We start from the raw sequence: 22,302 nt of genomic DNA, 5'->3' as shown, positions 1-22,302 counted from the left end.
GATCTCGAAAATGGCGGAAAAGAAAGCAGACGGCGCGAAGCCGCGCTCCGGGTGGGGCGGCAGAAGACCCGGCACCGGCCGGAAGAAAGGGCAGGGGAAGGGGCTTACCGAGCACCTTCAGGTCTCAGTGACACCGCTTCAGAAAGAAACCTTCAGGAGAGCGGGCGGCAACATGTGGATGCGCCACGTGCTTGATGTCGAAAGCGCGGCGGAGCTTCCGCCAGGCGCCATGGTGATGAAGACGGAGCTCTCCCACGCCGAGATTGAGTATGAGGTTTCAAGCGTCCAGGCCGGTTTCCCGTCCCCTGCGGATGACTACGCGCATGAGCCGCTCGACTTCAATGACCTTCTCGCCCCGAACCCCGAAAACACGTTTGTCGTTCATGTGACCGGCGACTCGATGGTGGATGCCGGCATCACGCCTGGGTGCCTGCTTGTGGTTTCCCGCCTTCTTGAGCCCCGGGACGGCGACATTGTAATTGCCCGGATCAACACGGATTTCACCGTGAAGCGTCTCGTGAAGCGGGACGGGAAAATGGAGCTGCATCCCGAGAACAGCAGCGGTCTCTACCGGACGATCATTCCGGGCGAGTGCGATGAGTGGTCCTTCATCGGCGTCGTGACGAATGTGATCCAGAGCTTCTCCGCGGCCTCGCGCCGCTGAAAGCCAGGCTCCGGGAAAAAGAGGCATGGGGAAGGGGGCGGAAGATGCTGCAGGAGCCTCGTTTTGCGCTGGTCGACGCGAACTCGTTCTACGCGAGCTGCGAGCGGGTATTCCGGCCGGATCTGCTGAAGACACCGATCGTGGTGCTCTCGAATAATGACGGCTGCGTGGTCACGCGAAGCGCCGAAGCGAAGGCGCTTGGTATCAAAAACGGCACGCCGGCCTTCAAGATCGGGGATCTGATCCGATCGGGGAAAGTGGTCGCGTTTTCATCCAACTATGAACTCTACGGCGACCTTTCCGCCCGCATGATGAAAACGGTGTCGCGGCTCGTGCCGGCGATTGAGCCGTATTCGATTGATGAGTGTTTTATTGATCTCACCGGGGTGGAGAAGGAGATCCCGGAGCTTCTCACCGCGATCCGGAGCCGGGTGCTGCGGGGAGTCGGGATTCCGACCTGCGTCAGTTCCGCCCGCACGAAGACGCTCACGAAACTCGCGAATCATCTCGCGAAAACCTATAAGGGGCTTGGCGGAGTGCTCGACTGGGAGAGCCTGACCCCAGAGCGGCAGGAGCGCGCGATGAAGCTCGTCCCGGTAGAGGAAATCTGGGGAATCGGACGCCGGATCGGATCGAGGCTTGAAGGGATGGGGGGCAGAACCGCGTATGACTTCACACGGCTCCCGAATTCGCTTGTTCGGAAGCAGTTCGGCGTGACGCTCGCGAGAACGCATGAGGAGCTCCTCGGGCATCCGTGCCTCGCGCTTGAAGCCGCGCCGCCCCCGAAGCAGCAGATCATGCGGTCGCGGTCGTTTGCGGAACCGGTCGCGGACCGCGCGGCGGTGGAAGCAAGTGTCGCGACGCACGCCGCGGAGGCCGCCCGGAAGATGCGCTCCCAGAAAATGGCCGCTTCACTGGTTGAAGTCTTTTTTCAGACAAATATTTTCAACCCGAACGTGCCCCAGTACTTTGCGGCCGGCGTGGCGGCGTTCCCGCGGGCAACCGCGGATACGCTGAAAATCACCGATGCCGCGGTCCGGGTGGTCCGCGCGAAGTGGCGGGATGGCTTCGCCTTCAAGAAGGCGGGTGTCATGCTGACGGGGCTGGAGCCCGGGATCTCGCCGCAGCTGGATCTCTTTACGGAAGAAGAGGACGACCGGAGCCGGCGGCTTATGCGGACGCTTGATGACCTGACGGGACGGTTCGGGAAGAAAGTAATCGTGACCGGGAGCTCGATCGCCTCAGACCGCTGGAAAATGTGCCGCGGCCTGCTCTCGCCCTGCTACACGACGCGCTGGGAAGACCTTCTCAGCATCGCCTGACAAAGCCTGCGGAGGCAGATCTACCTCTTATAGGATAAAAACTAGCATTTGTCCCTAATTATTAACAACTTATTTTTACAAGCGTATACTTGAGAGTGAAGGAAAGGTTGCAAAAAAGACAATTATCAGGACGGTAGTGCCTGTAGTCAGAATGAGCACGCCGGCCAACTGAACGGAAGGAGATGGATATGAGAATACTGCTCCCTGTTGACGGCAGCTCCTACAGCCGCTATGCGGCTGAATTTATTGCGTCACGTACGTCGATGATCGGGAAGAAGCCTGCGGTTGAGGCGTTCTATGTGGCGGCTCCCCGCGGCCGTGTGGTGACGGAGATCTGGAACACCGATGTGTATGACAGCTGGATCAAGGCCGGAGCTGAAAAGGCTTTCGTGATGGTCCGCTCACCGCTTGGCATCAAGGGCATCAAGGTTGAAGAAAAATGCGTGGTCGGCGCGCCTTCCGAAGAAATCGTGAAAGAGATCGGCGCCTATAAGCCTGACCTCGTCGTGATGGGTGCCCAGGGTAAGACCAACGTGAAGAAGCTCTTTATGGGCTCCGTGACGAACGCCGTGCTCGCGGGATGCGATACCCCGGTGCTGCTGGTCCGTGAGAAACCCGCTCCCGCGCAGGACGCGCTTCGCGTCGGCATCGCGGTTGATGGCTCCGAATATGGTCTGAAGGCGATAGAGTGGATCGGCAAGAACCGTGAGCTCTTCGGCAATAAGGCCGATTTTGAGGTGCTGAGCGCCGTGGAAGACTTCTACGCGGATCTGATGACCGCGGCGAACGACTGTGACGCGCCGACGGTCTCGATGGAAGATGCGGAGAAGTACAAGCAGCAGGAGTTTGAATACGCCACGGCCAGCGCGATTCCGGCGCTGCAGGATATCGGGATCCAGCCCCGGGCCGTGCGGCTCGTCGGGAATCCGGGTGACGCGATCGCGCGTTACGCGAATAAGGAAAAGCTTGACCTTGTGGTGATGGGGTCTCACGGCTTCACGAACTTCAAGAGCGCGGTGCTCGGCTCTGTCGCGACCCGCGTCGCGGCTGAAGCGGAGTGCCCGATTCTGATCATCCGCTGATGAATTTCTGGTGCTGCCTCATCTGAGGCGGCTTCCGGATGGGGGATGGCCCGGCAGAGATGCCGGGCCTTTCAGTTTTCCGGGGAGCCGTTTTCTGAGTGATTGAATTTTGAAGAGTTTTTGACAGATCTGCCGCTAATATCCGGTTGATTGGGAGGGAGGGGGAAGAGCGTCACGATTTATCCGCTTACGCGCGGTCCGGCACAGGCTCTTCGCTCTCCCTATAGAATGGACCGATCAGCTGTTTATGCGTAAAGGTTTACCGAGATGCCGAAAATCCGATTCGCTCCGGCGGCCGTCAGTGTTTTTGTAGGACTCGCTGCCGCCTGGATTGCCGCTCACCTGTCAGACAGCCCTCTCACCATCGGGGGTGTCGGCGTGCTGGCGCTGATGTTCGCCTACGGCAAGTGCATGATGGATGAAAAGGCGAAACTCGAACGCGAAAAACTGATCCGAACGACGGAAAGAGAATCTGCCGCGCAGCGGGAGGCTAAGCACAGCCGTCGCGATAAAAGTCCGAAGGCGGCCGGAAAAGCGGCCGCGGAGCAGAGTGAAAAAAGAGGAAAGAACTGATGCAGAAAAACGGAAAAGGGAAGCAGGTGCTTCTGATCACGGACGTGGCGGGCTACAGCAAAGTGGCGCTTTCTGCCATGCTTCCGGTGCTCACGCACCTGGGCTACGACCTCTATAACCTTCCGACCGCGCTGGTGTCGAATAACTTCGCGTACGGTGAATACGCTTTCCTCGATACGACGGATTACATGCGGGATACGCTCCGCATCTGGCAGCACCTCGGGTTCCACTTTGACGCGGTGTCGACAGGCTTCATGACATCCGGCGAACAGGCGTCTCTGGTCCGCGACTTCTGCCAGGCGCAGCGCACTGCGGGGGCGCTGGTTTTCACAGACCCGATCATGGGGGATGAAGGCTCGCTCTATCAGGGGCTCCCTGAGGAGACAGTCGGCTTCCTGCGGGAACTGATCCCGGTCTCTGACTTCCTGCTCCCGAATTACACGGAAGCCTGCTACCTCGCCGGCATTCCCTATTCGAAGGACCCGATTTCGATGGATGACGCGAAGGCGCTGATCGCGAAGCTCCGCGATCAGGGCGCGAGGTCTGTCGTGGTGACGAGCATGCAGGTGAAAGGAGAGGGCTCCGTGGTCTGCGGGTACGACGCGAAGGCGGATCACCATTTTGTCCTTCCCTATAAGCTCATTCCGCTCAGCTTCTCCGGGACCGGCGATATCTTTTCCTCAGTCTTTATCGGGCGCACCATGGCTGGATACCCGATCCGCGAATCCACGCAGTCCGCGATGGACGCGGTGTACGAAATGATTCTCGCGAATAAGGATGTCGCGAATAAGTTTGACGGTCTGCAGATTGAAGCGTCACTCGATATCATCGATCAGACGGCGCCGAAGGCGTAAAGCCGCGCCCTGTCTTTCGGGCAAATGAAAACGCTCTGGATCCATCCGATCCAGAGCGTTTTTTGGAGCGTGGTTTCCGGGAGGCCGCAGCCGCCCGGAAGACATCAAACTCAGAGCGTACCCATGTAGGTGATCACGAGCGCGTTCACAAGGTCAATCAGGAAGGCGCCGACAATCGACACGATGAGCCAGGCTCGGGCCGAGGAACCATACTTTTCGCCGATCGCCTGCATGTTCGCGAGGCCGTTCACCGTAGCGCCCATGCCGAAACCGATGCCGCCCACAGCGAGCATCACGTTGTCGTACTCCTTGCCGAAGAGCTTGATGAAGACGAGCCAGGCAAAGCAGAGCATCAGCAGGGTCTGGGCCGCGAGAATCACGATCATCGGAATCGCGAGATTCACGAGTTCGTAGAGCTTCAGCGAATTGATCGCCATCGTGACGAAGAGGATCAGGCTGATGTCAGCGACAGCGTTGAGACCCTTGCCTTCAACAGAGAAGGAGTGGGTGAAGTCACCGATGTTGCGGACGATAGCGGCCACGATCATGGAGCCGATATAGGCCGGGAGCGTGATGTACTGACCGAGGTAGCTCGAAACCACAGTGCCGAGCGCCATGCAGAGCGCGACGATGGAGCCGGCCTTCATCAGTTCGTCCGTGAACGTGGGGGTGTTCGCGCGCTGCTCGGACGTGATGGACACTTCGGTGTCAGAAGGCAGCATCAGCTTTTCCTCGGGCTCATGCGGCTGCTTGGGGGTCTGGATCTTGTAGCGGTGAATCACCCATTCGCCGAACGGGCCGCCAAGGACAAGCGCCGCGACCATGCCGAACGTGGCAGCCGTGATGCCGACCGCCGTGCCGCCCGTGACGCCGTAGGTGTGTTCAAAGAACGGACCGAAGGCCGCGGCCGTGCCGAGACCGCCCATCATGGAGACGGAACCGGCGAGAATGCCGTAATGCTTATCGAGCCCCATCGCCTGGGCAATCGACATGCCGACGAGGTTCTGCAGCACCACGAGGACAGAAACCGCGATGAAGAAGGAGATGAGGAGCGTGCCGCCCTTCTTGATCAGCTTCAGGCTCGCCATAAGGCCGATCGTCGTATAGAAGGCAAGCATCAGAAGCGTCTGCAGCGACGAATCAAAATGCACCTTCATGATGTTCATGCCGTCGAGAATCGACAGCACGATGGAGAACAGAATGCCGCCGACCACCGGGCTCGGGATCGAGTACTTCTCGAGGATGCTGACGTGCTTCTTTACCCAGACGCCGAAATAGTACGTGAGCACCGCGAGCGCGAGCGCCTGAATGGCGCTTACGTTGACGAAGAGCACTCCGCCTTTGAACGCATAATCCATTTGAATCTTCTTTTAATTAAATAACAGGTAAAAGCCATTATCTGCTACAAATTGATTTTGTTAATACCGCATTTACGGTAAATGCTCTAAGAGGTAGTCTTTACGGCTGAAGTCCTAAATGAAACCGGCGGCGGGATGGGGGAAGCGCTGCCGGCTCTTTCGCCGGAGACCGGAATGTCACCCGCGGGTCCGTTCACCGTGGAGTGTCATTTCGCACGGGCCGCAGTGGAAGCGGGCGATGAATTTCATCGGGCCGGAGGTGAGGATGATCGGGGTCGGGCGGATCTTTTCGCCGCGCTTGATCGCATCTTTCGGGCAGATACCGAGCGTATAGCGGATGCAGTGGCGGCAGTGCATGAGTTCCGCCTCTCCCCGGACTTCACCGGTTTCAAACGCCATCTGAGTGACCGTCGCGCCGCGCTCTTCGTAGAACGCCTTCGCGCGGCTGTTATAGACGTTCGCGCGGTAGTCGAGCGTCTTCACGGGGAAGGGAACGACCTTCACGGGCGCCCGTTCCCAGCGCGTAAAGGCGCCGCGCCTCGTTTCCTCAAACTTGTCGACGAGTGACCGGCGGAGGTTATTCAGGACCGAAACCGGGATGAAAAGCGGCGTGTCCTCGTGAAGCTCAATCGTATCGGCCCGATAGTCGGTGTCGCCGAGCTTTGAAAGCGCGTTTTTCTGTTGCTCAAGCGATTTCACGCCGTTTTTCGCGGGATCGAGCGTCATCGCTTCGCGGATCGCCGCGCGGCATCCTTCAGCGTCCTCGATCGAAAGCGAAATACCCTTCGGGTCAACGGAAGCCTCAACCTTCACCGGGATCTTGCGGATCGAGGTGTCCCCTTCAAGCTCCCGGGTCCAGGCCTGATCGTGGTTCCGGAGGATCTGCGTTCCCGGACGGAGGTTCGCGAGTTTGGCGGGAGACTCACGCGTAAAGATTTCCGTTGTCCGTCCTTCGAGCGGCTCGACACGGTTCGCGAGAAGCCCTGAGAGTTCCCCCTTCTGATCGTAAAACGTAAGACCGTCGCCGTTATGAAGCGGTTCGTTCGCGCGGATCACGATCGAGCGGGCATTGATTTTTTTCACCGTGCCGATCGGTTCGCCGGCGTTTTTCGGCGTCGTGATAGTCGCGATATGGGGAATCCGGCCGTGGACAAAATATTCCGTCGCGCCGCGGTTAAAGGTCTTCGCAGGGTCCGGCGTGAAAGAGAAACGGACATCCCCCACGCTTTCCTTCGCGTATTCGGGGTGGGTATTGAGGAATGCATCCAGTTTCTTCCGATAGAACGCCGTGATGTTCTTCACGTAGTCCATATCCTTCAGCCGCCCCTCAATCTTGAAACTCCGGACACCGGCCGCGACAAGTTCCGCGAGGTTCCCGCTCTGATTGTTGTCTTTAAGAGAGAGCAGGTACTGGTGGCGCGCGAGAACCGTGCCGTCCTCAAGCGCGGCGTCAAAGGGCAGGCGGCAGATCTGGGCGCAGGCGCCGCGGTTCGCGCTCCGGCACTTCACAGCTTCGCTCGCGTAGCACTGGCCGCTGTAACTCACGCAGAGCGCCCCGTGCACAAAGAACTCAATCCGGGCCGAAGTGAGGACATCCGCGATCGCGCGGATTTCTTCTAGCGTCAGTTCACGCGCCGGCACGATCTGAGAGAATCCGGTTTCTTCAAGAAACTTCGCTTTTTCAGGCGTCCGGATATCGCACTGCGTCGAGGCGTGCAGCTGGATCGGCGGGAGATCTGCTTTGAGAAGCCCCATATCCTGGACGATCAGTGCGTCAACACCCGCGTTCCAGGCGTCCCAGGCGAGCTTCGCCGCGGGTTCGATCTCTTCGTCCCGAAGAATGGTGTTGAGTGTCATCATGACGCGTCCGCGGAAGCGGTGCGCCGTTTCGCAGAGACGAGAAATATCCTCAAGACTGTTCCCGGCAGCGGACCGCGCGCCGAAGGACGGCCCGCCGATATAGACGGCGTCCGCGCCGTGGCGGAAAGCCTCGATACCGATGTCCGCGTTCTTTGCGGGCGAAAGGAGTTCCAGTGCTTGAGGATTATGTGGCATGTCGCTTTGAAAATCAGTGAGATAAGAGGGTGCTGCGGCGCCCGTTACCTGAAGCGGAGAGAGTCCGTTTCAGGCGAAGAAAAGAGGCTGCGCCATTTTAAGCGCTCAGAAAAAGCCTGTGCGGATCTAATCGTCCTCGGGGCGGAAGGATGCGGCTTTCCGGTAGCGCGTGAGGAGTTCAAGTTCCGTCTTTTTCTGCTCAACCGCGGCTTTCACCGCGCGGTCGACCGAGAGGAACGAGAGCGAGGTGAGCGGAAGCTCCGGAATCACGGCGTGAGAAAGCGCTTCACGGGCCCGGCGGTGGAGCCGGCAGATGAAGAGCCGGCAGTTCGAGCGCGCGAGGTCCCGCGCGAACATCTGAAGCGCTTCGATACCGGTGCCGTCAAGGTCCGCGCATTCCTCGAGACTCAGAATCAGAATGGAGATCTTTTCCGTCTGGCGCCGCATCTCATATATCGCTTTCGCCTTTTTCATCATCGGTTCGGCGTTAGCGAAGAACATCGGCTGATCAAGCCGCAGGATCAGAATCCCGGGCACCGGGGTCGCGGTGGAGAAGATCAGGCGGTTCACGTAGCTGTGGGACCCCGGGAGATGGCGGAGTTCAGAGACATGCGGCTCCGCAGCGTTGAAGAGAATGAACACCACGGAGAGGACAACAGAAACCAGCAGACCATTCAGCACGCCGAGGATCGCCACCGCGAGGAAGGACGAGATGACGAGCAGCCGGTCGCGCTTCCAGCGGAAGTAGGGGAGCAGGGGTTTCGGGGAAAGACCGTGCGACACCGCGTTGATCACAATGGCGGCGAGGATCGGTTCCGGGATCCGCTCAACCAGCGGGAGAAGGAAAATGATCGCCAGAACGCAGACCGCGAGAGCGGTAGCGGCAGAGAGCCGGCTTTTCGCGCCGGACTCCTCGTTCAGGCTTGTCGCGGAGTAGCCCGCGCCCACGGCGAGCCCGCCGAAGAAACCTGAGACGACGTTCGCGGTGCCGAGCGCGATCAGGTCCCGGTTCGTGTCAGGAGAGTCACCGTGCCGTGCCGCTGCCCCGTGGATACTTGAGTAAGACTCGGCGTACACCATGAGGCAGAGCGCCGCGCTCATCTGAATAGCGCCGATCCAGTCAGCGTTCGCGAGACTTTCAAGCGACAGGGCGTTCCGGTGCAGGTCGATATTCCCGACAAGCGGAATGCCGTACTCGGGGAATGGGATCACGTAGGTCGCGGCAACCGAAACCGCGATTACCCAGAGGCTCGCGGGCTGCTTCGGCCAGCGCCAGAAGAGGAGGACGAGAAGCGCCGCCGCGCCGAAGAGAAGCGGCGCGGGGCTGAGCGTCGGAAGCGCCTGAACCGTGTGGAACAGCCGCCCGAAAGGTGACATGGTGTCGGGTGTCAGCGTGAAGAGCTTCGGGAGCTGCATCAGCGTGATGGTGAGCGAGAGTCCCATCGTGACGCCCCGGAGCACCGGTTTCGCGACAAAGTTAGAGGCGCGCCCGAAGCCAAGGAGCCTCGCGAGCAGGAACCAGAAACCTGTCATCATGACAAGCACGGCGGCAAGGGTCTCGGGATCCGCGTCCGCCTGGACCGCGGAGAGTGTCGCGACACCGACCGCGAGCACGAGAGCGGAGGAGCTCGTGGCGGACACAATCGCGAAGCGGCTGCGGCCGATGAGCAGATAACAGGCGAGACCGCAGAAAAGCGCGATAAGACCGGAGGCGGGCGGCATTCCGGCGATGACGGCATAGGCGACCGCCTCTGGGAGCAGAAGCCCGATCACGGAGAGCCCGGCAATAAAGTCCGCGCGGTGGAGACGGGCAAGCGCGGTTACAGCCCGGGGGCCGGGAACCGCGCCGATCGCGGAAAGCGACTCAAATGACGACAGAATCCGCCCGATAATCCCGGTCTTGGGATCTGGATCTGAGGAGTCAGGGCGGTTCTCAATCATTGTGTTTTATCTCTTATCAGTCTTTTTTCGTATACGTAATGCCTTTTACTATATAGCCAAAGCCGCTGTCCGGACAAAAAAGCGCCCGAAGGATCCCCTTCGGACGCTATGCCGGAATGATTCCGGGAGGTTCTAGCGGCGGTCAGTTACCACGCCGGAATGACCTGACCCTTGTACTTATCCTCGATGAACTTCTTCACGGGTTCCGTGTGGAAGATTTCGATGTACTTCACGATCGACGGATCGGTTTCGCGGCCCTTCTTCACGGCGATGATGTTCACGTACGGAGACGTATTGTCTTCCGCGACGATCTGATCCTTCTTCGTGAGGTTCGCGGCAAAGGCGTAGCCCGCATTGATCACGGAAGCGGTTGTGTCGTCAAGCGAACGGGGCAGCTGCGGGGCCTCGATTTCGACGATCTTGATCTTCTTCACGTACTTCGTGATATCAGCCTTCGTCACCTTGGTGGCGGGGACATCGGGCTTCAGTTCAATCCAGCCCTGCTTCGCGAGGAGCTGAAGCGCGCGGCCGCCGTTCGACGGATCGTTCGGAATAGCGATCGTCGCGCCGTCCTTGATCTCGGAGGCGCTCTTGATCTTCTTCGAGTAGAGGGCGAGCGGGGCGAGATAGGTCTTTCCGGCCACAACGAGGTCAGTCTTGTTATTCGCGTTGTAGGCCTGAAGGAAGGGCTCATGCTGGTAGCTGTTCACGTCGATTTCACCGCTCGCGAGCGCAGCGTCCGGCGTCTGGTAGTCGCCGAACACCTTCACTGTGACTTTGAGTCCGGCTTTTTCGGCTTCCTTCGTCACCACTTCAGCGACTTCCTCACTCGTGCCGGCCGTAACGCCGATCGTGATCGGGCGAAGTTCACCGGAAGCGGCGCTCGAAGCGGCGGCAGCGGAAGCCGCGGGTTCCTTCTTTCCGCAGGCGGTCAGCGCGGCGGCGAGAGCGGCTGCGGCAGCGGAACTGAGCAATAAGCGTCTCTGCATCTATGTTTCTCCTTTAGTGGATATAGCAAAGAGGAGAGGCGTTAAGGGAAGCCGCTCCTCTTTGTTGAATTATTGTAGAACGGAAATGTATTCCGGATGACTACCAGCCGTAGAAAGCTCTGACGGTCTTCCAGGCGACTGACTGCAGGTACGCGGCGTCCGCTTCGGAGAGCGGTTTATCGCACCCACCGAGGAACTTCAGACCTTCAGGTGACCGGTGGAAGAGGAAGCTGTAAGCCACGGCGCCATAGAGATAGGAGCCCGCGGCTGACGGATGCTTTTTGTCGGGCGCATAGAAGTTGATATCCGGACGACCGGCATGGGCTTCCGCGAAGGCGAGTCCCACGGGAAGCGCCGCGGCCCCATTTTCATTTGCGGCTGAAATAATCGAGTCCGCGAGCTTCTTCGTGTCTTCCGGCTGATCCTTTTTCGCCCAGGTAACGACCACCACGGGTTCAGACCCCGCGGCTTTCACTTCGGCGATTTCAGATTTCAGATACTTTTTCCAGGTCGGAATGCTTTTCGCGTCAATCGGCTCCGTGCTGAGCGCCTGAATGAAGACCACGTCAAACATCGGGGCAGTGAGTTTTCCGTCCTTCACCCTTCCCTTCGCATAAGGGTCGAGTTCATGCGGCGCGAGATACTGCGCCATCGGGTGATAGGAGAGGCGGCCTGAGCTGATCGTGATCTGCCGGGCGCGCCACGGGATGCCCGCGGCCTTCGCGAACCCCCGCACGTAGCCGACGAGCCCGCAGTTGTAGTACGTGAAGGAGTTGCCGACATAGAGACCGGTTTTCGGAGCCGGGTTCGCGAGCCGCGTCACCGCAGGCTTTACGGAGGTATCAAGCGGCAAAGCGTCCGCGGCAGCGGACACCGAGAGCATCGCGGCAAGAACCGCGGTAAGCGTAATCAGAGATTTCATTTCAGCTCCTTCTGAAAGCGTGTTTCTTTTCAGTGGAAAACGATTCAGAGAAAGGCATGCGGTGCTAAATCCATAGTTTCGCCCCAGACGGGATTCATCCGGGGCGGGGAAAGAGAGTGTATTGGTCAGCCGATAAAGATCGCGTTCGCGGCGAAGGTCACGATCATGCCGACCGCCATCGGGAGCCAGGTGCGGCGGACGACCGCGATCGGGGTGACACCCGCGGCACCGGCAACAGCAATGATGACACCGGCCACCGGGGACATCGCGCGGAACATGCCGGACGCGAACTGCATCGGGGTCACAAGCGAGGCCACCGTGCCGCCAAGGCCATGCGCCACATCAGGAGCGAGGGCAGCAAAGCTCGAGTAAGCGCCGACACCGGACCCGGTGAGGAAGGTGACGAGACCCACGATCAGGGCAAGGATCACCGCCATCTCGAGCATCCCGGCACCGATCCCCTGGGCGGAATCGATGAGCGCCGTGATGACGCCCGATACCTTGAGGCCGTTCGCGAAGAATTCCGCGCAGATAATCAGGGCGACAATACCGCCGAACATCTTCCCCATCGACTGGAACATCGCCATGGCGTCCTTGAAGATCTTTTTCGGGCTGCGGAGCCGGATAAGCTCAACGAGGATCACGAGCACCCAGACAAGGAAGAGTGCGGCGATCGTGTCGAGCTTCACGGTCGAAATGACGAGTTTCGAGAAGATGATCATCAGGGCAATCGGCAGAAGCGGGAAGACCGCGTACCAGACCGGCACCGACGGCACCTCTTTTGCCTGGACCTGATCGGCGTCCTGGTAGACATCGTCCCCCTTTCGGTCGTAATAGCGCTGCACGAAGTAGTGGCAGACAGCAACCGCGATGAGTGTCGGGATCGCGACGGGAAGCTGATACTGCACGAAGTAGATGATCGGGTCGAGCCCGGCGACTTTAGCCGCGAGGTTCGCGGTGCCTGAGGAGGGGCCGAGCGTCATGCCGGCCGACGTGCCGATCACGGCAACAGCGGCGGCAGGGGACACCCCGACGCCCTTCAGAATCGGGTACAGCGCGACAAGGAGCAGCATCGCGAGACCGGCGGCACTCGGGATCACCATGACGAGCATCTGACCGATGAGGTACCCGAGCACGAGAACGAGGTACGGGCTGTTCAGCTTCCGAAGCGGCGAAACCGTGATGCGGACAAGGGCGTTCGCCGCACCGATCCGCTCCATATAAGCCGCGAAACCGCCGGCCGCCATGATGAGGAAGCCGATCCCGGAGGCCTGCTTCTTACCGATCGAGACGAGGAGATTGAAGATATCAAACCCCGCGAAACCGGAGGACTTCACGCCTTTTGGCAGGATATCGACGCCGGCGAGAAACGCGGCGGCAGCGACCAGAACAAGGCCTGAGAAAAGCAGCACGATATGCGTCTGGTAGCGGCGGATCATGGCCCAGCCGGCCAGAATAGTCACGCCAACCCCTAGTATGGGCAGAAATATGCTCATGATCAATCCTCCTTTGAGGAATCAGTAAAAGTGAACGGCGCGGGTCTGAAGCTTCAGCGGATCGCGTCAAAGGCGTCCGCAAGCGCCTGATGCGCGGACGCGATCCGGCCGCGGGCCATCGCGGTGTTCTCCCGGTACCAGGCGATACGGGCTTCCTGTTCGGAGAGCATCGCGGAGGTTTCCTTCGGATTCGCGCTTCCTGCGGTCTGACGCTTCTCAAGAATCGACTTCGGGTCGAGGCAGGAGTGGAATTCGGCTTCCGTCATCGGTAGGTCAGGCGACGCGTCCGGGAATTCGGATTCGATCTCTTTCCGGTAGAGCGCCTTCATTTCGTCATACGGGAAGTCACTCGGACGGACGTTATTCGCGCGGGCCCAGCTCACCATGGCGCTTGCCATGTGGTGGCCGATACGGAAGGGAAGACCGTGCTTCAGCATGAGCTGATCCGCGATTTCCTGGCTTGCGGTCCAGTCGAGATTCAGTTCCTCAAGCGCCCGGTCACGGTTCACGACAATTCCCGCGATCACGCGCCGGAGCTTCGTGAGGGCGGAGGACGCGGTGTCCGCCATCCCGGTGTTCTTTCCGGCGCTCTTTCCGTCCATCATGCCGGAGACCACGTTATGCGCCCGGAGGAACACGCCTTCGGCCGCTGCAACGGCGTCAGAGGCTTCCGCGCGGGTGTTGTTGAGGAGCCCCGGGTTCCGCTTCTGAGGCATGGCGGAAGATACATAGGTGTTATCGCCCCCTTCGCTTAGGAGGAGCCAGGGGCGGGGCTGCGCGTACTGCGTCATGATCCCGCCGATCATTTCCCCGATATGAAGGCCGATCGCGGCCACGATGCCGGCGAGTTCCACCGGGAGATCCACCTGCGAAATCTGGGTCGCGTCAAAAGCGTTCCGTCTCGGACGGTCAAACCCGAGGAAGTCTGACATCCCGTTCCGGTCGAGCGGCCACCCGGTGCCGTTCAGCACGGTGCAGCCCATCGGGCACTCATTCATGCGGATATAGAATTCGCTCAGCCGCTCGCGGTCCCGGGCAAAGCCCGCGATGTAGCCGGAAACGAGATGGGCGAGCGTGGTGGGCTGCGCCGCGACCCCGTTTGTGTAAGCGGGGAGAAGCGTTGATTCGTTTTTCCGGGCGAAGAGCGCGAGGTCATCAAGCGTCCCGTCAAGCGACTCCATGAGGTCAAGCGTCGCGCTCCGCAGCATCGCGAGCCGGAATGTTGAATGCATGTCCTGAGAGGAACGGCCGGCATGAATCACGGTGACTTCGGGTCCGGCCTTCGCGATGAGAAGGGGTTCATAGAGAATCACGCGTTTCGCGCGGGGGGACTTTCCGCTTTTCACATCGGACACAACGCCCCTCAGGGCGTCTGCCGCCATCACGGCGGTGCTCCGATTGATAAGTCCCGACCGGAGATTCGTCACAATGCTCGCGCGGTTGATTTCCGTGAGCCAGTCAAATTCATCCATCCGTGCCATGCTTCTGCTCCCAAGGTTTTTATCCTGAACTGATGGCTACATTATGTAGTCCGGAAGACGTAGAAGTAAAAGCGGATTCCGCAAACTCTGAATGCGTAAAACGCAAAATTATCGGATTCTGCCGGGGGCGTTACACCGGGCAGCCGTGCTTCAGGGGGAAGAGGCCGGGTGGATGGGCGTGAGTGGCGGGAGGCCGTAAAGCTAGAGATGCCTGGAACTCTCTGTTTTTCTTCCTGTTTGGAATTCCGGGGCAAATCCGGAAGAAAAAAGTGAAGAAAAAATTTGACAAACGTAATTTCCGCATATAAGATTCACATCCTGAGTTGCGCCCGTAGCTCAGTTGGATAGAGCACCTGGCTACGAACCAGGGGGTCGCGGGTTCGAATCCTACCGGGCGCACCACAAAATTCCGAAATCCCAGAACACCCTGTGTTCTGGGATTTTTCTTTATATCTGGGCTGTGACAGCGGGTCCTGTGTCGGACGGAAATCCTGGTCTTCTACACTCCGCGTTCAATCAGGCCCCGAAAGGGGACATTACCCGGAAAGTAAAATTACGTAATGTTTTCTGCGAAGGCGTGGGAGCGAAGCTATACTGACGGGTGTTTTAGTTCATCCATCACTGGCTTGCTTAGCAATGCCGGTACCGCAGTGGAATGAATTCTTGACGAGGCTCTTCCTGTATCGGGAAGGGCCTCTTTTTTCGGGGCTGGAAGCCGGATCCGGGTGGGGTTTCCAGGAGGGAAAAACCGACCCCCTCTAATATATATAGAGAGAGGAAAAGAAACCCTGGTTTTCCGATTCCTCCAACCGCACTTTCAGGCTCGTTCCGGAGACTCCCGGGATCCCGTATTGACGAGATGGGAGAGGGGCGGTCCCCCGCTTCCCCTTGAGACCTTGGTTCTAGAAACCCGGAGCGGCCGCCGGGGGTTATGAGAAAGATTAGGGAGCGGAGGATACCGCTTCTGCAGACGCCGAAACCGGGGCATTGAGCCCGGTTTTGTGGACAATTCCGGGGGCCAAGTTCTTATTCCCGCTACAGGGAAAAACGGCCGGAGGAAAAAGGAGACACCGATAAAATAGGAAAAAAGCGGCCTATCAGGGTATGTGCTTACGGTGCAAAACCATCCTAATTTGCGTGATAGCCAAGGGGGTGGGGGCGGAATACAATCTCCCCTGTGTTTTGATTCCTGGGCAGTGCCCAGGATGAAAAGGCAAGTTTCGGATTTTCCGGGGCTTTTTTAATCAAGTTTCCCAGGAGTCCCGCTGTCTCGGCGTCGGGCCGGCGGTATTAGGGTTTACATTACCGGGTTATATCCGGTTGGCGTTTATCCTAATTCCGTTGGCACTCACACGCGAAAGTAGATAGAATGGCTCCGTTCACCAGAAATGCAGCGACATTTACGCACTCCACTTCTGGGGGGAACAGTTTATAGTTTATAGATTCCATCCTAGATGGACGTTTGTTTTAGAGGATTGTCTCAAAAATGAATACCGCTCTGAAGATTGTTGCCGCCGCTTCTATCGCCATGATGGCTGTTGCTTGCTCCAAGCAGGCTTCTGCTCCGGCCTCTTCCGCTGCTGACGCTGCTCCGTCCGCCGCTGCTTCTATGCCCGCTTCTTCCGCCGCTGCTGACGCTTCCGTCGCTGCTTCCGCTCCGGCTTCTGCCGCTGCTTCCGCTCCGGCTGACGCTGCTGCTTCCGCTCCGGCTTCTTCCGCCGCTGCCAAGTAATTGTTCCGCTGCCCAGGTGGCAGCTGACAGTTAGCAGTAATGCCCTGATCTGATTCGTCGGACCAGGGCATTGTCATATCTGGACTCTGCGCCGACTGGCGCTTGAATTTACTAAAAAATTCTCGACGTTCGGCCGGGTTCCGTACTAAGATTACCTCTCGATTTTTAAGTTCCCGCTTGAGGCCGCGCTGCCGCTCACCCGTATTCCGGCCGCGCTGCCTGTGGGTCCCTTATCCAGAAAAAGGAGATTCGCTCATGAAGAGGCGTTCCCTGCTCGCTGCGGCCGCTGCCGCCGCGGTGTTCACTGCTGCTCCGGCCATCGCTGCCCCGGTTTACTCCGTCGGCACCGGCGCGACCTACCGTCCGTTTGAATTCCAGGCTCCTTCCAAAGAGATCGTTGGCTTTGATATCGACCTCATGAAGGAAATCGCGAAGGCCGCGGGCTTCCAGGTGAAGTTCCAGAACACGCTCTGGGGCGTGATCTTCGAATCCGTGAAGAACGGCGACCGCGACATCATCATGAGCGGCATCACGATCACCCCGCAGCGCCAGCAGACGGTGGATTTCTCGCTCCCGTACTTCGCCGCGCATCAGCTGATCCTCACGCAGCGTAACCTCCGCGTGAAGTCGATCAATGACCTGAAGGGGAAGAAAGTCGCTGTTGTCGCGAACTCCGCGGGCGACATCGTCTGCTCGAAGGCTTTCGGCAAGGCGAGCCCCAACATCAAGCGTTTCGACAACACCCCTCTCGCGCTTGAAGAGCTGAACGCGGGCGGCGTCGACGCCGCGATCGGTGACGTCGGTGTCTTCGCGTACTATGCGCAGCAGAACCCCGGCAAGCACTTCAACATGACGCGCGACCCGAATTTCGAGGAACAGTACTTCGGTATCGCTGTCCGCAAGGGCAACACGAAACTGCTCGCCCAGATCAACGATGGTCTCCGCAAGGTCTATAAGAAGGGCACCTACGCGAAGGTCTATCACAAGTGGTTCGGCAACACGCCGGTCCCGAAGCTCCCGATCAAGTAATCCGCCGGGCTTTCCGCCCCGGTTCCCGCGGCACTTCCGCCGGAGCCGGGGCTTTTCATTATCCGGAAACCTGAGCGTCTGACTGATGCCCTCCGGTTCCCGCACTGACTGACTTCAAATGTTCCGTTTCGACGTCCTTTCCGACTATTGGCCGCTCTTTATTGAAGGCGCGGAGATGACGGTCAAGCTCACGCTCGCGTGCGTTATCTGCGGCGTGTTTCTTGGCATGATTCTCGGCATGGCCCGCATGGCGCAGGCCCGCCATCAGCCTCTCAAGGCACTGCTCTACTTCGGTGTTCGGTGGCCCGTGACGATCTGGGTGAGCTTCTTCCGCGGCACACCGCTCTTCGTTCAGATTTTCCTGATGTACTTTGCGGTCCTCCCGGTGTTTGTGCACCCGGTGGACGGGCTCCTCGTGAGCGGCGAGCTCGCGCGCGACCTCCGAAGCAACTACGGCGCGCTGATCGCCGGTTTCCTCGCGATTTCGCTGAACGCCGGCGCTTATATGAGTGAGGTGTTCCGTGCCGGCATCCAGTCGCTCGATAAAGGGCAGGCTGAGGCCGCGCGTTCGGTCGGCATGACGTACTGGCAGTGCATGCGTCACATCATTCTTCCTCAGGCCTTCCGCCGCATGCTTCCGGCTCTCGGGAACAACGCGATCGCGATCCTGAAGGACTCGTCACTCGTCTCCGCGATCGGTCTCACGGAACTCGCGTACGCCGCCCGCACAGTGGCTGGCGCCTCCGCCCGTTACTGGGAACCGTATCTCACGATTTCCGCGATTTACTGGGTGATGACGCTCGCGCTCGCCTGCGGCATCCACGCGCTCGAAAAACATATGGGTAAGGGAGACGACAAATAATGGCTGAAGAGAAAAACATGTCTTCCGACGTCATGATTCAGATCCGAGGGCTGAAGAAAAGTTATGGAAAGCTTGAGGTGCTGCGCGGGATCGACCTCGATGTGAAGCGCGGTGAAAAGGTGGTGATTCTCGGGCCGTCAGGCTCCGGGAAATCGACCCTTCTTCGCTGTATCAACGCGCTCGAGGAAGCGGACTCGGGGAGCATCCTAGTGGATGGCATCGAAGTGACGAGCCGCCGCACGAATCTCAATCACCTGCGCGAGCATCTCGGCATGGTGTTCCAGCGCTTCAACCTCTGGCCTCATCTCACGGTGATCGAGAATGTGATGATCGGTCAGGTGGTTGTCGGTCACAAATCGAAGGCCGAAGCCCGTGAAAAGGCGCTCGCCATGCTGGACCGCGTGGGGCTTAAGGACCGCGCCGATGAATACCCGGTGCGGCTTTCGGGCGGCCAGCAGCAGCGTGTCGGCATTGCCCGGGCTCTCGCGATGGATCCGAAGGCGATTCTCTTTGATGAACCGACTTCGGCCCTCGACCCGGAGCTCGTCGGCGAAGTGCTCGCCGTGATGACGCAGCTCGCGCGTGAAGGCATGACGATGGTGGTCGTGACCCATGAGATCGGCTTTGCCCGTGAGGTCGCGGACCACGTGATCTTTATGGATGGCGGCGTGATCGTCGAAGAGGGAACGCCGGACGAAGTGGTCGTGAATCCGCGTGAAGAGCGTACCCGCGCCTTCCTGAAGCACGTGCTCTGACGCGATTCACTCGCTCAGAACCTCGGCCGGCAGGGGATTTTCCTCTGCCGGTTTTTTCTTTTTCCTCTCCGGTTTTCTACAATCACGGAACGGTTTTGTTTTTCTCTCGTTTCAAGGAGCTCTTCCTCATGGATTCTTTTCTTCTCATGCTGTCAGTCGCGCTCGGAGCGCTCTGCGCGGTGCTTCTACTGAAGATCGCGTTCGGGGAAAAGCGTGAGGAGACGGATACCGCGGCGCTTGAAGCCGCGATCCGGGACGCGCTCGACCGGAATTCAGACGTGGCGGAAGCGCGTCAGAACCGGCTTGAGATGCGGCTTACCCAGGCGAACAGCCTGAACCGCGAGGGGATGGAAGCGGTGAGACGGGAGTCGCTTGATCTGATCCGGAAGGGGTCGGAGAGCCAGGCAGCCCGCCTCACCTCGATGGAGTCGTCGCTCGCTGCCGGGATCAACGCGGTAAACGAAACGGTGTTCCAGAAACTCACCGCGCTTCAGGCGCAGAACGACGCGAAGCTTGAGCAGATGCGTTCAACAGTCGAGGAGAAGCTTCAGACAACGCTTCAGACGCGGCTCTCGGAAAATTTCCGCCTTGTGGCGACCCAGCTTCAGGCGCTTGAGGAGGGGCTCGGCGAAGTGAAGGGGCTTTCGGAAAACGTGGACAGCCTCCGCCGCCTGATGTCGAACGTGAAGACCCGCGGCACCTGGGGCGAAGCGCAGCTCGGCGCGATCCTATCCGAGATCCTCACGCCGGATCAGTTCGGCACCAATGTGGAAACCGTTCCCGGAACCGGGAAGCGGGTCGAATTCGCGGTCCGGATGCCGGGCCCGGATGCTTCTACGCCAGTGTGGCTTCCGATTGACTCGAAGTTCCCGCGCGAAGACTGGGAGCGGCTTGAAGCGGCGCGCGAGGCGGGTGACCGGGACGCCGAATCGTCCGCGCAGGCATCGCTTCGCACGAGCGTTCTCGCTTTCGCGAAGGACATCGCGGAAAAGTACCTCAAGGTACCGTACACGACGGAATTCGGGATCATGTATCTGCCGACTGAGAGCCTTTACGCCGAGGTGCTCCGGATTCCGGGGCTCTTTGATGAGCTGCAGCAGAAGTGGCGCGTGACCCCTGCCGGCCCCACGGTGATCTCATCTCTCCTTAATTCCCTCCGGATGGGATTCCGGACGCTCGCGATCCAGGAGCGGAGCGCGGATGTGTGGAAGCTGCTTGGGCGCGTGAAGAGTGAGTTCCAGGCGTTCGCGGCAGCCATGGACGCGGTGGATAAACGGCTCCGCCAGGCGCAGGAAGCGGTGGAGCGGGTTCAGAAACGGACGGAGCGCGTGGACCGGAGTCTCTCCGATATTGAGACGCTTCCGAGTGAAGACGCGTTTGGCGATAAGCCGGAATCGAATGCCGAAGTTACTCAGGTGTCAGAAGCGGAATCCCCGAAAGCCTGAGATCTCAGCATCTCCGCTGCGCCTCAATCCAGCGTGCGGCGTCTTCCGGCAGCATCACCGCGGTGCCTTCTTTTTTGGAGCGGCGGCCGGCCTTCATCACGAGCTTATCCTTGCTCACGATCAGCGGGCAGCCGGAGCCTGAGGCGAGGTCAAAAAATTTCTGATCAAGAGGATCGCGGCACCGGGCAAGCGCGTCTCTCGCTGGGGATGCCGGGCGGCGCGCGATCTGAAACCAGTGCGTGAGAATCGCGGTCTGATCTTCCGCGGACAGTTTGAATCCCGGCCGGTGAATCACTTCCGCGAATTCCTTCTCCGTTGCCTCATCCCGCAGCATCGTGCAGGCCCCATCCTCAATCAGCTGAAGCAGCGCCTCGGTTTTCGGATCATGAAACGCCCAGAAGTCGAGGAGCACGTTCGTGTCGACAATCACGGTGAGGGCACCGCTGTCCGGCGGGGTATCGGCCGCGGGGGCGGTCCGGAGCTGATCAAGAAGAGACTGGATTTCAGAAGCAATAGGCATCGGGGTTCGGTTTTTCTGTCACTAACCAAAAAGAATCGGCCGGGCGACGCCCGGCCGGTATGGAAGGGGGAAGCCGCGAGGCACCTGGTCAGAACCAGGCCTAAACGGCTTCTCGCGTCTGGTTACTCCGCAAGCAGGGGAGCAACGGTTTCGCTTTCCTTCACGAGCTCAGCCACCGTCTTATCGAGGCGGGCGCGGCCGGCAGCCGTGAATTCAATATCCTTCACGATTTCGTAGTTGCCGTTTCCGGTGCAGATCACGGGCATGCCGCAGACGATGCCTTCCGGAATGCCGTAGGAGCCATCAGAGGGAACCGCCATCGTGACCACGCGGCCGTCAGAGCCATTCCACCAGTCGCGCATATGGTCGATCGCGGCAGAAGCGGCGGAGGCGGCAGAGGACTTGCCGCGGGCCTTGATGATCGCGCCGCCGCGCGTCGCGACGGTCGGGAGAAAGTAGTCGTTATACCAGGCTTCATCGACGAGCTCGGTCGCGGGAGTGCCGGCGATCGTGGCCGCGGTGATATCCGGGTACATGGAGTTCGAGTGGTTGCCCCAGACGCGGACACCCTGGATCGAGCAGACCGGCTTCTGGGTCTTCTCAGCGAGCTGAGCGACGGCGCGGTTCGCGTCGAGACGCATCATGGCGCTGAAGCACTTCGGATCGAGATTCGGGGCGTGGTGGTAGGCGATGTAGGCGTTCGTGTTGCAGGGGTTGCCAACCACGAGCACCTTGACATTGCGGTCAGCCGCTTCGTCAAGCGCTCGGCCCTGTTCCTGGAAGATCGGGCCGTTCGCGAGGAGCAGGTCCGAGCGGTCCATACCGGCGCCGCGCGGCATCGAGCCGATCAGGAAGGCGGCATTGGCACCGTCAAAGGCAGTGCGCGGGTCGCTCGTCGTCACCACCTTCGTGAGCAGCGGGAAGGCGCAGTCGAAGAGCTCCATGCAGACACCCTGCAGGGCGGCCTTGCTCTGTTCGTTATCGCGTTCGAGCAGCTGCAGCTGAACCGGCGTATTGGGTCCGAACACGGCACCGCTTGCGAGGCGGAAGAGCAGAGCGTAGCCGATGTTGCCGGCGGTACCCGTAACGGCGACGCGGACAGTCTTATTTAGCTTCGGATGATTTGCAGGACAAGCCATTTAGATCAATCTCCTTCCTTGGATTTTGGGATCGCCCGGCGGGAACGCGGGGGACGATCTTCGCCAGGTGTTCAGAAACGGCC

At 59.6% G+C, this 22,302-nt stretch carries 19 protein-coding genes and 1 tRNA gene; 11 read left to right on the top strand and 9 right to left on the bottom strand.

The genetic code is table 11. The annotated features are described in order from the left end of the window. The first annotated feature begins 10 nt into the window (after window positions 1-10). From BN1936_RS07855 to BN1936_RS07835, 5 genes are all read left to right on the top strand, one after another. Window positions 11-664, top strand: a complete 654-nt coding sequence (locus tag BN1936_RS07855; RefSeq protein WP_022444481.1) for a LexA family protein — start codon at window positions 11-13, stop codon at window positions 662-664. Window positions 665-708: 44 nt separating this feature from the next. Continuing rightward, window positions 709-1,986 (top strand): Y-family DNA polymerase, encoded by a 1,278-nt coding sequence (locus BN1936_RS07850; RefSeq protein WP_049687105.1) that lies wholly within the window; start codon window positions 709-711, stop codon window positions 1,984-1,986. 188 nt (window positions 1,987-2,174) lie between these two features. Beyond that, on the top strand, window positions 2,175-3,068 hold the full coding sequence (locus BN1936_RS07845; RefSeq protein ID WP_049687104.1) for a universal stress protein: 894 nt from the start codon (window positions 2,175-2,177) through the stop codon (window positions 3,066-3,068). 267 nt (window positions 3,069-3,335) lie between these two features. Further along, entirely contained in the window at window positions 3,336-3,641 is a 306-nt protein-coding gene (locus tag BN1936_RS07840; RefSeq protein WP_022444484.1) for a hypothetical protein, read from the top strand. Next, complete coding sequence (locus tag BN1936_RS07835; RefSeq protein ID WP_049687103.1) at window positions 3,641-4,495, top strand: PfkB family carbohydrate kinase; 855 nt, start codon at window positions 3,641-3,643, stop codon at window positions 4,493-4,495. The genes BN1936_RS07840 and BN1936_RS07835 overlap by 1 nt, the downstream gene beginning before the upstream one ends. A 110-nt stretch (window positions 4,496-4,605) precedes the next feature. Here BN1936_RS07835 and gltS read toward each other — a convergent pair whose 3' ends face one another. From gltS to BN1936_RS07800, 7 genes are all read right to left on the bottom strand, one after another. Next, window positions 4,606-5,853: a sodium/glutamate symporter gene (gene gltS / locus BN1936_RS07830; protein WP_049687102.1), complete on the bottom strand. Its 1,248-nt coding sequence runs from the start codon at window positions 5,851-5,853 to the stop codon at window positions 4,606-4,608. 177 nt (window positions 5,854-6,030) lie between these two features. Further along, window positions 6,031-7,908 carry a peptidase U32 family protein gene (locus BN1936_RS07825; RefSeq protein ID WP_049687447.1) on the bottom strand — a complete coding sequence of 626 codons (1,878 nt, stop codon included), beginning with the start codon at window positions 7,906-7,908 and terminating at the stop codon, window positions 6,031-6,033. Window positions 7,909-8,034: 126 nt separating this feature from the next. Continuing rightward, window positions 8,035-9,849: a SulP family inorganic anion transporter gene (locus BN1936_RS07820; protein WP_049687101.1), complete on the bottom strand. Its 1,815-nt coding sequence runs from the start codon at window positions 9,847-9,849 to the stop codon at window positions 8,035-8,037. 146 nt (window positions 9,850-9,995) lie between these two features. Beyond that, window positions 9,996-10,838 (bottom strand): MetQ/NlpA family ABC transporter substrate-binding protein, encoded by an 843-nt coding sequence (locus tag BN1936_RS07815; protein ID WP_049687100.1) that lies wholly within the window; start codon window positions 10,836-10,838, stop codon window positions 9,996-9,998. A 100-nt stretch (window positions 10,839-10,938) separates the two neighbouring features. Beyond that, on the bottom strand, window positions 10,939-11,760 hold the full coding sequence (locus BN1936_RS07810) for an SGNH/GDSL hydrolase family protein (protein WP_049687099.1): 822 nt from the start codon (window positions 11,758-11,760) through the stop codon (window positions 10,939-10,941). A gap of 125 nt (window positions 11,761-11,885) precedes the next feature. Then, complete coding sequence (dcuC, locus tag BN1936_RS07805) at window positions 11,886-13,256, bottom strand: C4-dicarboxylate transporter DcuC (protein ID WP_049687098.1); 1,371 nt, start codon at window positions 13,254-13,256, stop codon at window positions 11,886-11,888. 53 nt (window positions 13,257-13,309) lie between these two features. Continuing rightward, a complete protein-coding gene (locus tag BN1936_RS07800; RefSeq protein WP_049687097.1) occupies window positions 13,310-14,737 on the bottom strand; it encodes a lyase family protein in 1,428 nt (475 codons plus the stop codon). 325 nt (window positions 14,738-15,062) lie between these two features. Between BN1936_RS07800 and BN1936_RS07795 the strand changes: the two genes are divergently transcribed. The 6 genes from BN1936_RS07795 to BN1936_RS07770 all read left to right on the top strand — a co-directional run bounded on the left by BN1936_RS07795 (window position 15,063) and on the right by BN1936_RS07770 (window position 20,560). Beyond that, window positions 15,063-15,139: transfer RNA gene (locus tag BN1936_RS07795), tRNA-Arg, on the top strand. A gap of 1,084 nt (window positions 15,140-16,223) precedes the next feature. Further along, window positions 16,224-16,469 (top strand): hypothetical protein, encoded by a 246-nt coding sequence (locus BN1936_RS07790; RefSeq protein WP_049687096.1) that lies wholly within the window; start codon window positions 16,224-16,226, stop codon window positions 16,467-16,469. 255 nt (window positions 16,470-16,724) lie between these two features. After that, window positions 16,725-17,498, top strand: a complete 774-nt coding sequence (locus BN1936_RS07785) for a basic amino acid ABC transporter substrate-binding protein (protein ID WP_049687095.1) — start codon at window positions 16,725-16,727, stop codon at window positions 17,496-17,498. Between the two features lie 118 nt (window positions 17,499-17,616). After that, the gene (locus tag BN1936_RS07780) at window positions 17,617-18,360 is read left to right on the top strand and encodes an amino acid ABC transporter permease (RefSeq protein WP_049687094.1); all 744 of its coding nucleotides are present in this window, start codon (window positions 17,617-17,619) and stop codon (window positions 18,358-18,360) included. 32 nt (window positions 18,361-18,392) lie between these two features. Beyond that, on the top strand, window positions 18,393-19,115 hold the full coding sequence (locus tag BN1936_RS07775; protein ID WP_086936891.1) for an amino acid ABC transporter ATP-binding protein: 723 nt from the start codon (window positions 18,393-18,395) through the stop codon (window positions 19,113-19,115). 128 nt (window positions 19,116-19,243) lie between these two features. Beyond that, on the top strand, window positions 19,244-20,560 hold the full coding sequence (locus BN1936_RS07770; protein ID WP_049687093.1) for a DNA recombination protein RmuC: 1,317 nt from the start codon (window positions 19,244-19,246) through the stop codon (window positions 20,558-20,560). Between the two features lie 4 nt (window positions 20,561-20,564). Here the strand turns inward: BN1936_RS07770 and BN1936_RS07765 are convergent, their stop codons facing one another. Together BN1936_RS07765 and BN1936_RS07760 are read right to left on the bottom strand one after the other, a co-directional pair. Next, window positions 20,565-21,080 carry a PIN domain-containing protein gene (locus BN1936_RS07765; RefSeq protein WP_022443996.1) on the bottom strand — a complete coding sequence of 172 codons (516 nt, stop codon included), beginning with the start codon at window positions 21,078-21,080 and terminating at the stop codon, window positions 20,565-20,567. Between the two features lie 122 nt (window positions 21,081-21,202). Further along, window positions 21,203-22,219: a malate dehydrogenase gene (locus BN1936_RS07760; protein WP_049687092.1), complete on the bottom strand. Its 1,017-nt coding sequence runs from the start codon at window positions 22,217-22,219 to the stop codon at window positions 21,203-21,205. Window positions 22,220-22,302 lie beyond the last annotated feature (83 nt).

It is taken from the genome of Dakarella massiliensis (assembly GCF_001182045.1).
Taxonomy (GTDB): Bacteria; Pseudomonadota; Gammaproteobacteria; order Burkholderiales; family Burkholderiaceae_F; genus Mesosutterella; species Mesosutterella massiliensis.
This window is presented reverse-complemented; position numbering and strand designations above follow the sequence as displayed.

Excerpts from the sequence above, each read along its gene's own strand:
- BN1936_RS07850 (WP_049687105.1), top strand. The coding sequence starts at position 709 with ATGCTGCAGGAGCCTCGTTTTGCGCTGGTCGACGCGAACTCGTTCTAC.
- dcuC (WP_049687098.1), bottom strand. The coding sequence starts at position 13,256 with ATGAGCATATTTCTGCCCATACTAGGGGTTGGCGTGACTATTCTGGCC.
- BN1936_RS07790 (WP_049687096.1), top strand. The coding sequence starts at position 16,224 with ATGAATACCGCTCTGAAGATTGTTGCCGCCGCTTCTATCGCCATGATG.
- BN1936_RS07760 (WP_049687092.1), bottom strand. The coding sequence starts at position 22,219 with ATGGCTTGTCCTGCAAATCATCCGAAGCTAAATAAGACTGTCCGCGTC.
- BN1936_RS07765 (WP_022443996.1), bottom strand. The coding sequence starts at position 21,080 with ATGCCTATTGCTTCTGAAATCCAGTCTCTTCTTGATCAGCTCCGGACC.
- BN1936_RS07775 (WP_086936891.1), top strand. The coding sequence starts at position 18,393 with ATGATTCAGATCCGAGGGCTGAAGAAAAGTTATGGAAAGCTTGAGGTG.
- BN1936_RS07820 (WP_049687101.1), bottom strand. The coding sequence starts at position 9,849 with ATGATTGAGAACCGCCCTGACTCCTCAGATCCAGATCCCAAGACCGGG.
- BN1936_RS07840 (WP_022444484.1), top strand. The coding sequence starts at position 3,336 with ATGCCGAAAATCCGATTCGCTCCGGCGGCCGTCAGTGTTTTTGTAGGA.
- BN1936_RS07835 (WP_049687103.1), top strand. The coding sequence starts at position 3,641 with ATGCAGAAAAACGGAAAAGGGAAGCAGGTGCTTCTGATCACGGACGTG.
- BN1936_RS07800 (WP_049687097.1), bottom strand. The coding sequence starts at position 14,737 with ATGGCACGGATGGATGAATTTGACTGGCTCACGGAAATCAACCGCGCG.
- gltS (WP_049687102.1), bottom strand. The coding sequence starts at position 5,853 with ATGGATTATGCGTTCAAAGGCGGAGTGCTCTTCGTCAACGTAAGCGCC.
- BN1936_RS07845 (WP_049687104.1), top strand. The coding sequence starts at position 2,175 with ATGAGAATACTGCTCCCTGTTGACGGCAGCTCCTACAGCCGCTATGCG.
- BN1936_RS07810 (WP_049687099.1), bottom strand. The coding sequence starts at position 11,760 with ATGAAATCTCTGATTACGCTTACCGCGGTTCTTGCCGCGATGCTCTCG.
- BN1936_RS07855 (WP_022444481.1), top strand. The coding sequence starts at position 11 with ATGGCGGAAAAGAAAGCAGACGGCGCGAAGCCGCGCTCCGGGTGGGGC.
- BN1936_RS07770 (WP_049687093.1), top strand. The coding sequence starts at position 19,244 with ATGGATTCTTTTCTTCTCATGCTGTCAGTCGCGCTCGGAGCGCTCTGC.
- BN1936_RS07785 (WP_049687095.1), top strand. The coding sequence starts at position 16,725 with ATGAAGAGGCGTTCCCTGCTCGCTGCGGCCGCTGCCGCCGCGGTGTTC.
- BN1936_RS07825 (WP_049687447.1), bottom strand. The coding sequence starts at position 7,908 with ATGCCACATAATCCTCAAGCACTGGAACTCCTTTCGCCCGCAAAGAAC.
- BN1936_RS07780 (WP_049687094.1), top strand. The coding sequence starts at position 17,617 with ATGTTCCGTTTCGACGTCCTTTCCGACTATTGGCCGCTCTTTATTGAA.
- BN1936_RS07815 (WP_049687100.1), bottom strand. The coding sequence starts at position 10,838 with ATGCAGAGACGCTTATTGCTCAGTTCCGCTGCCGCAGCCGCTCTCGCC.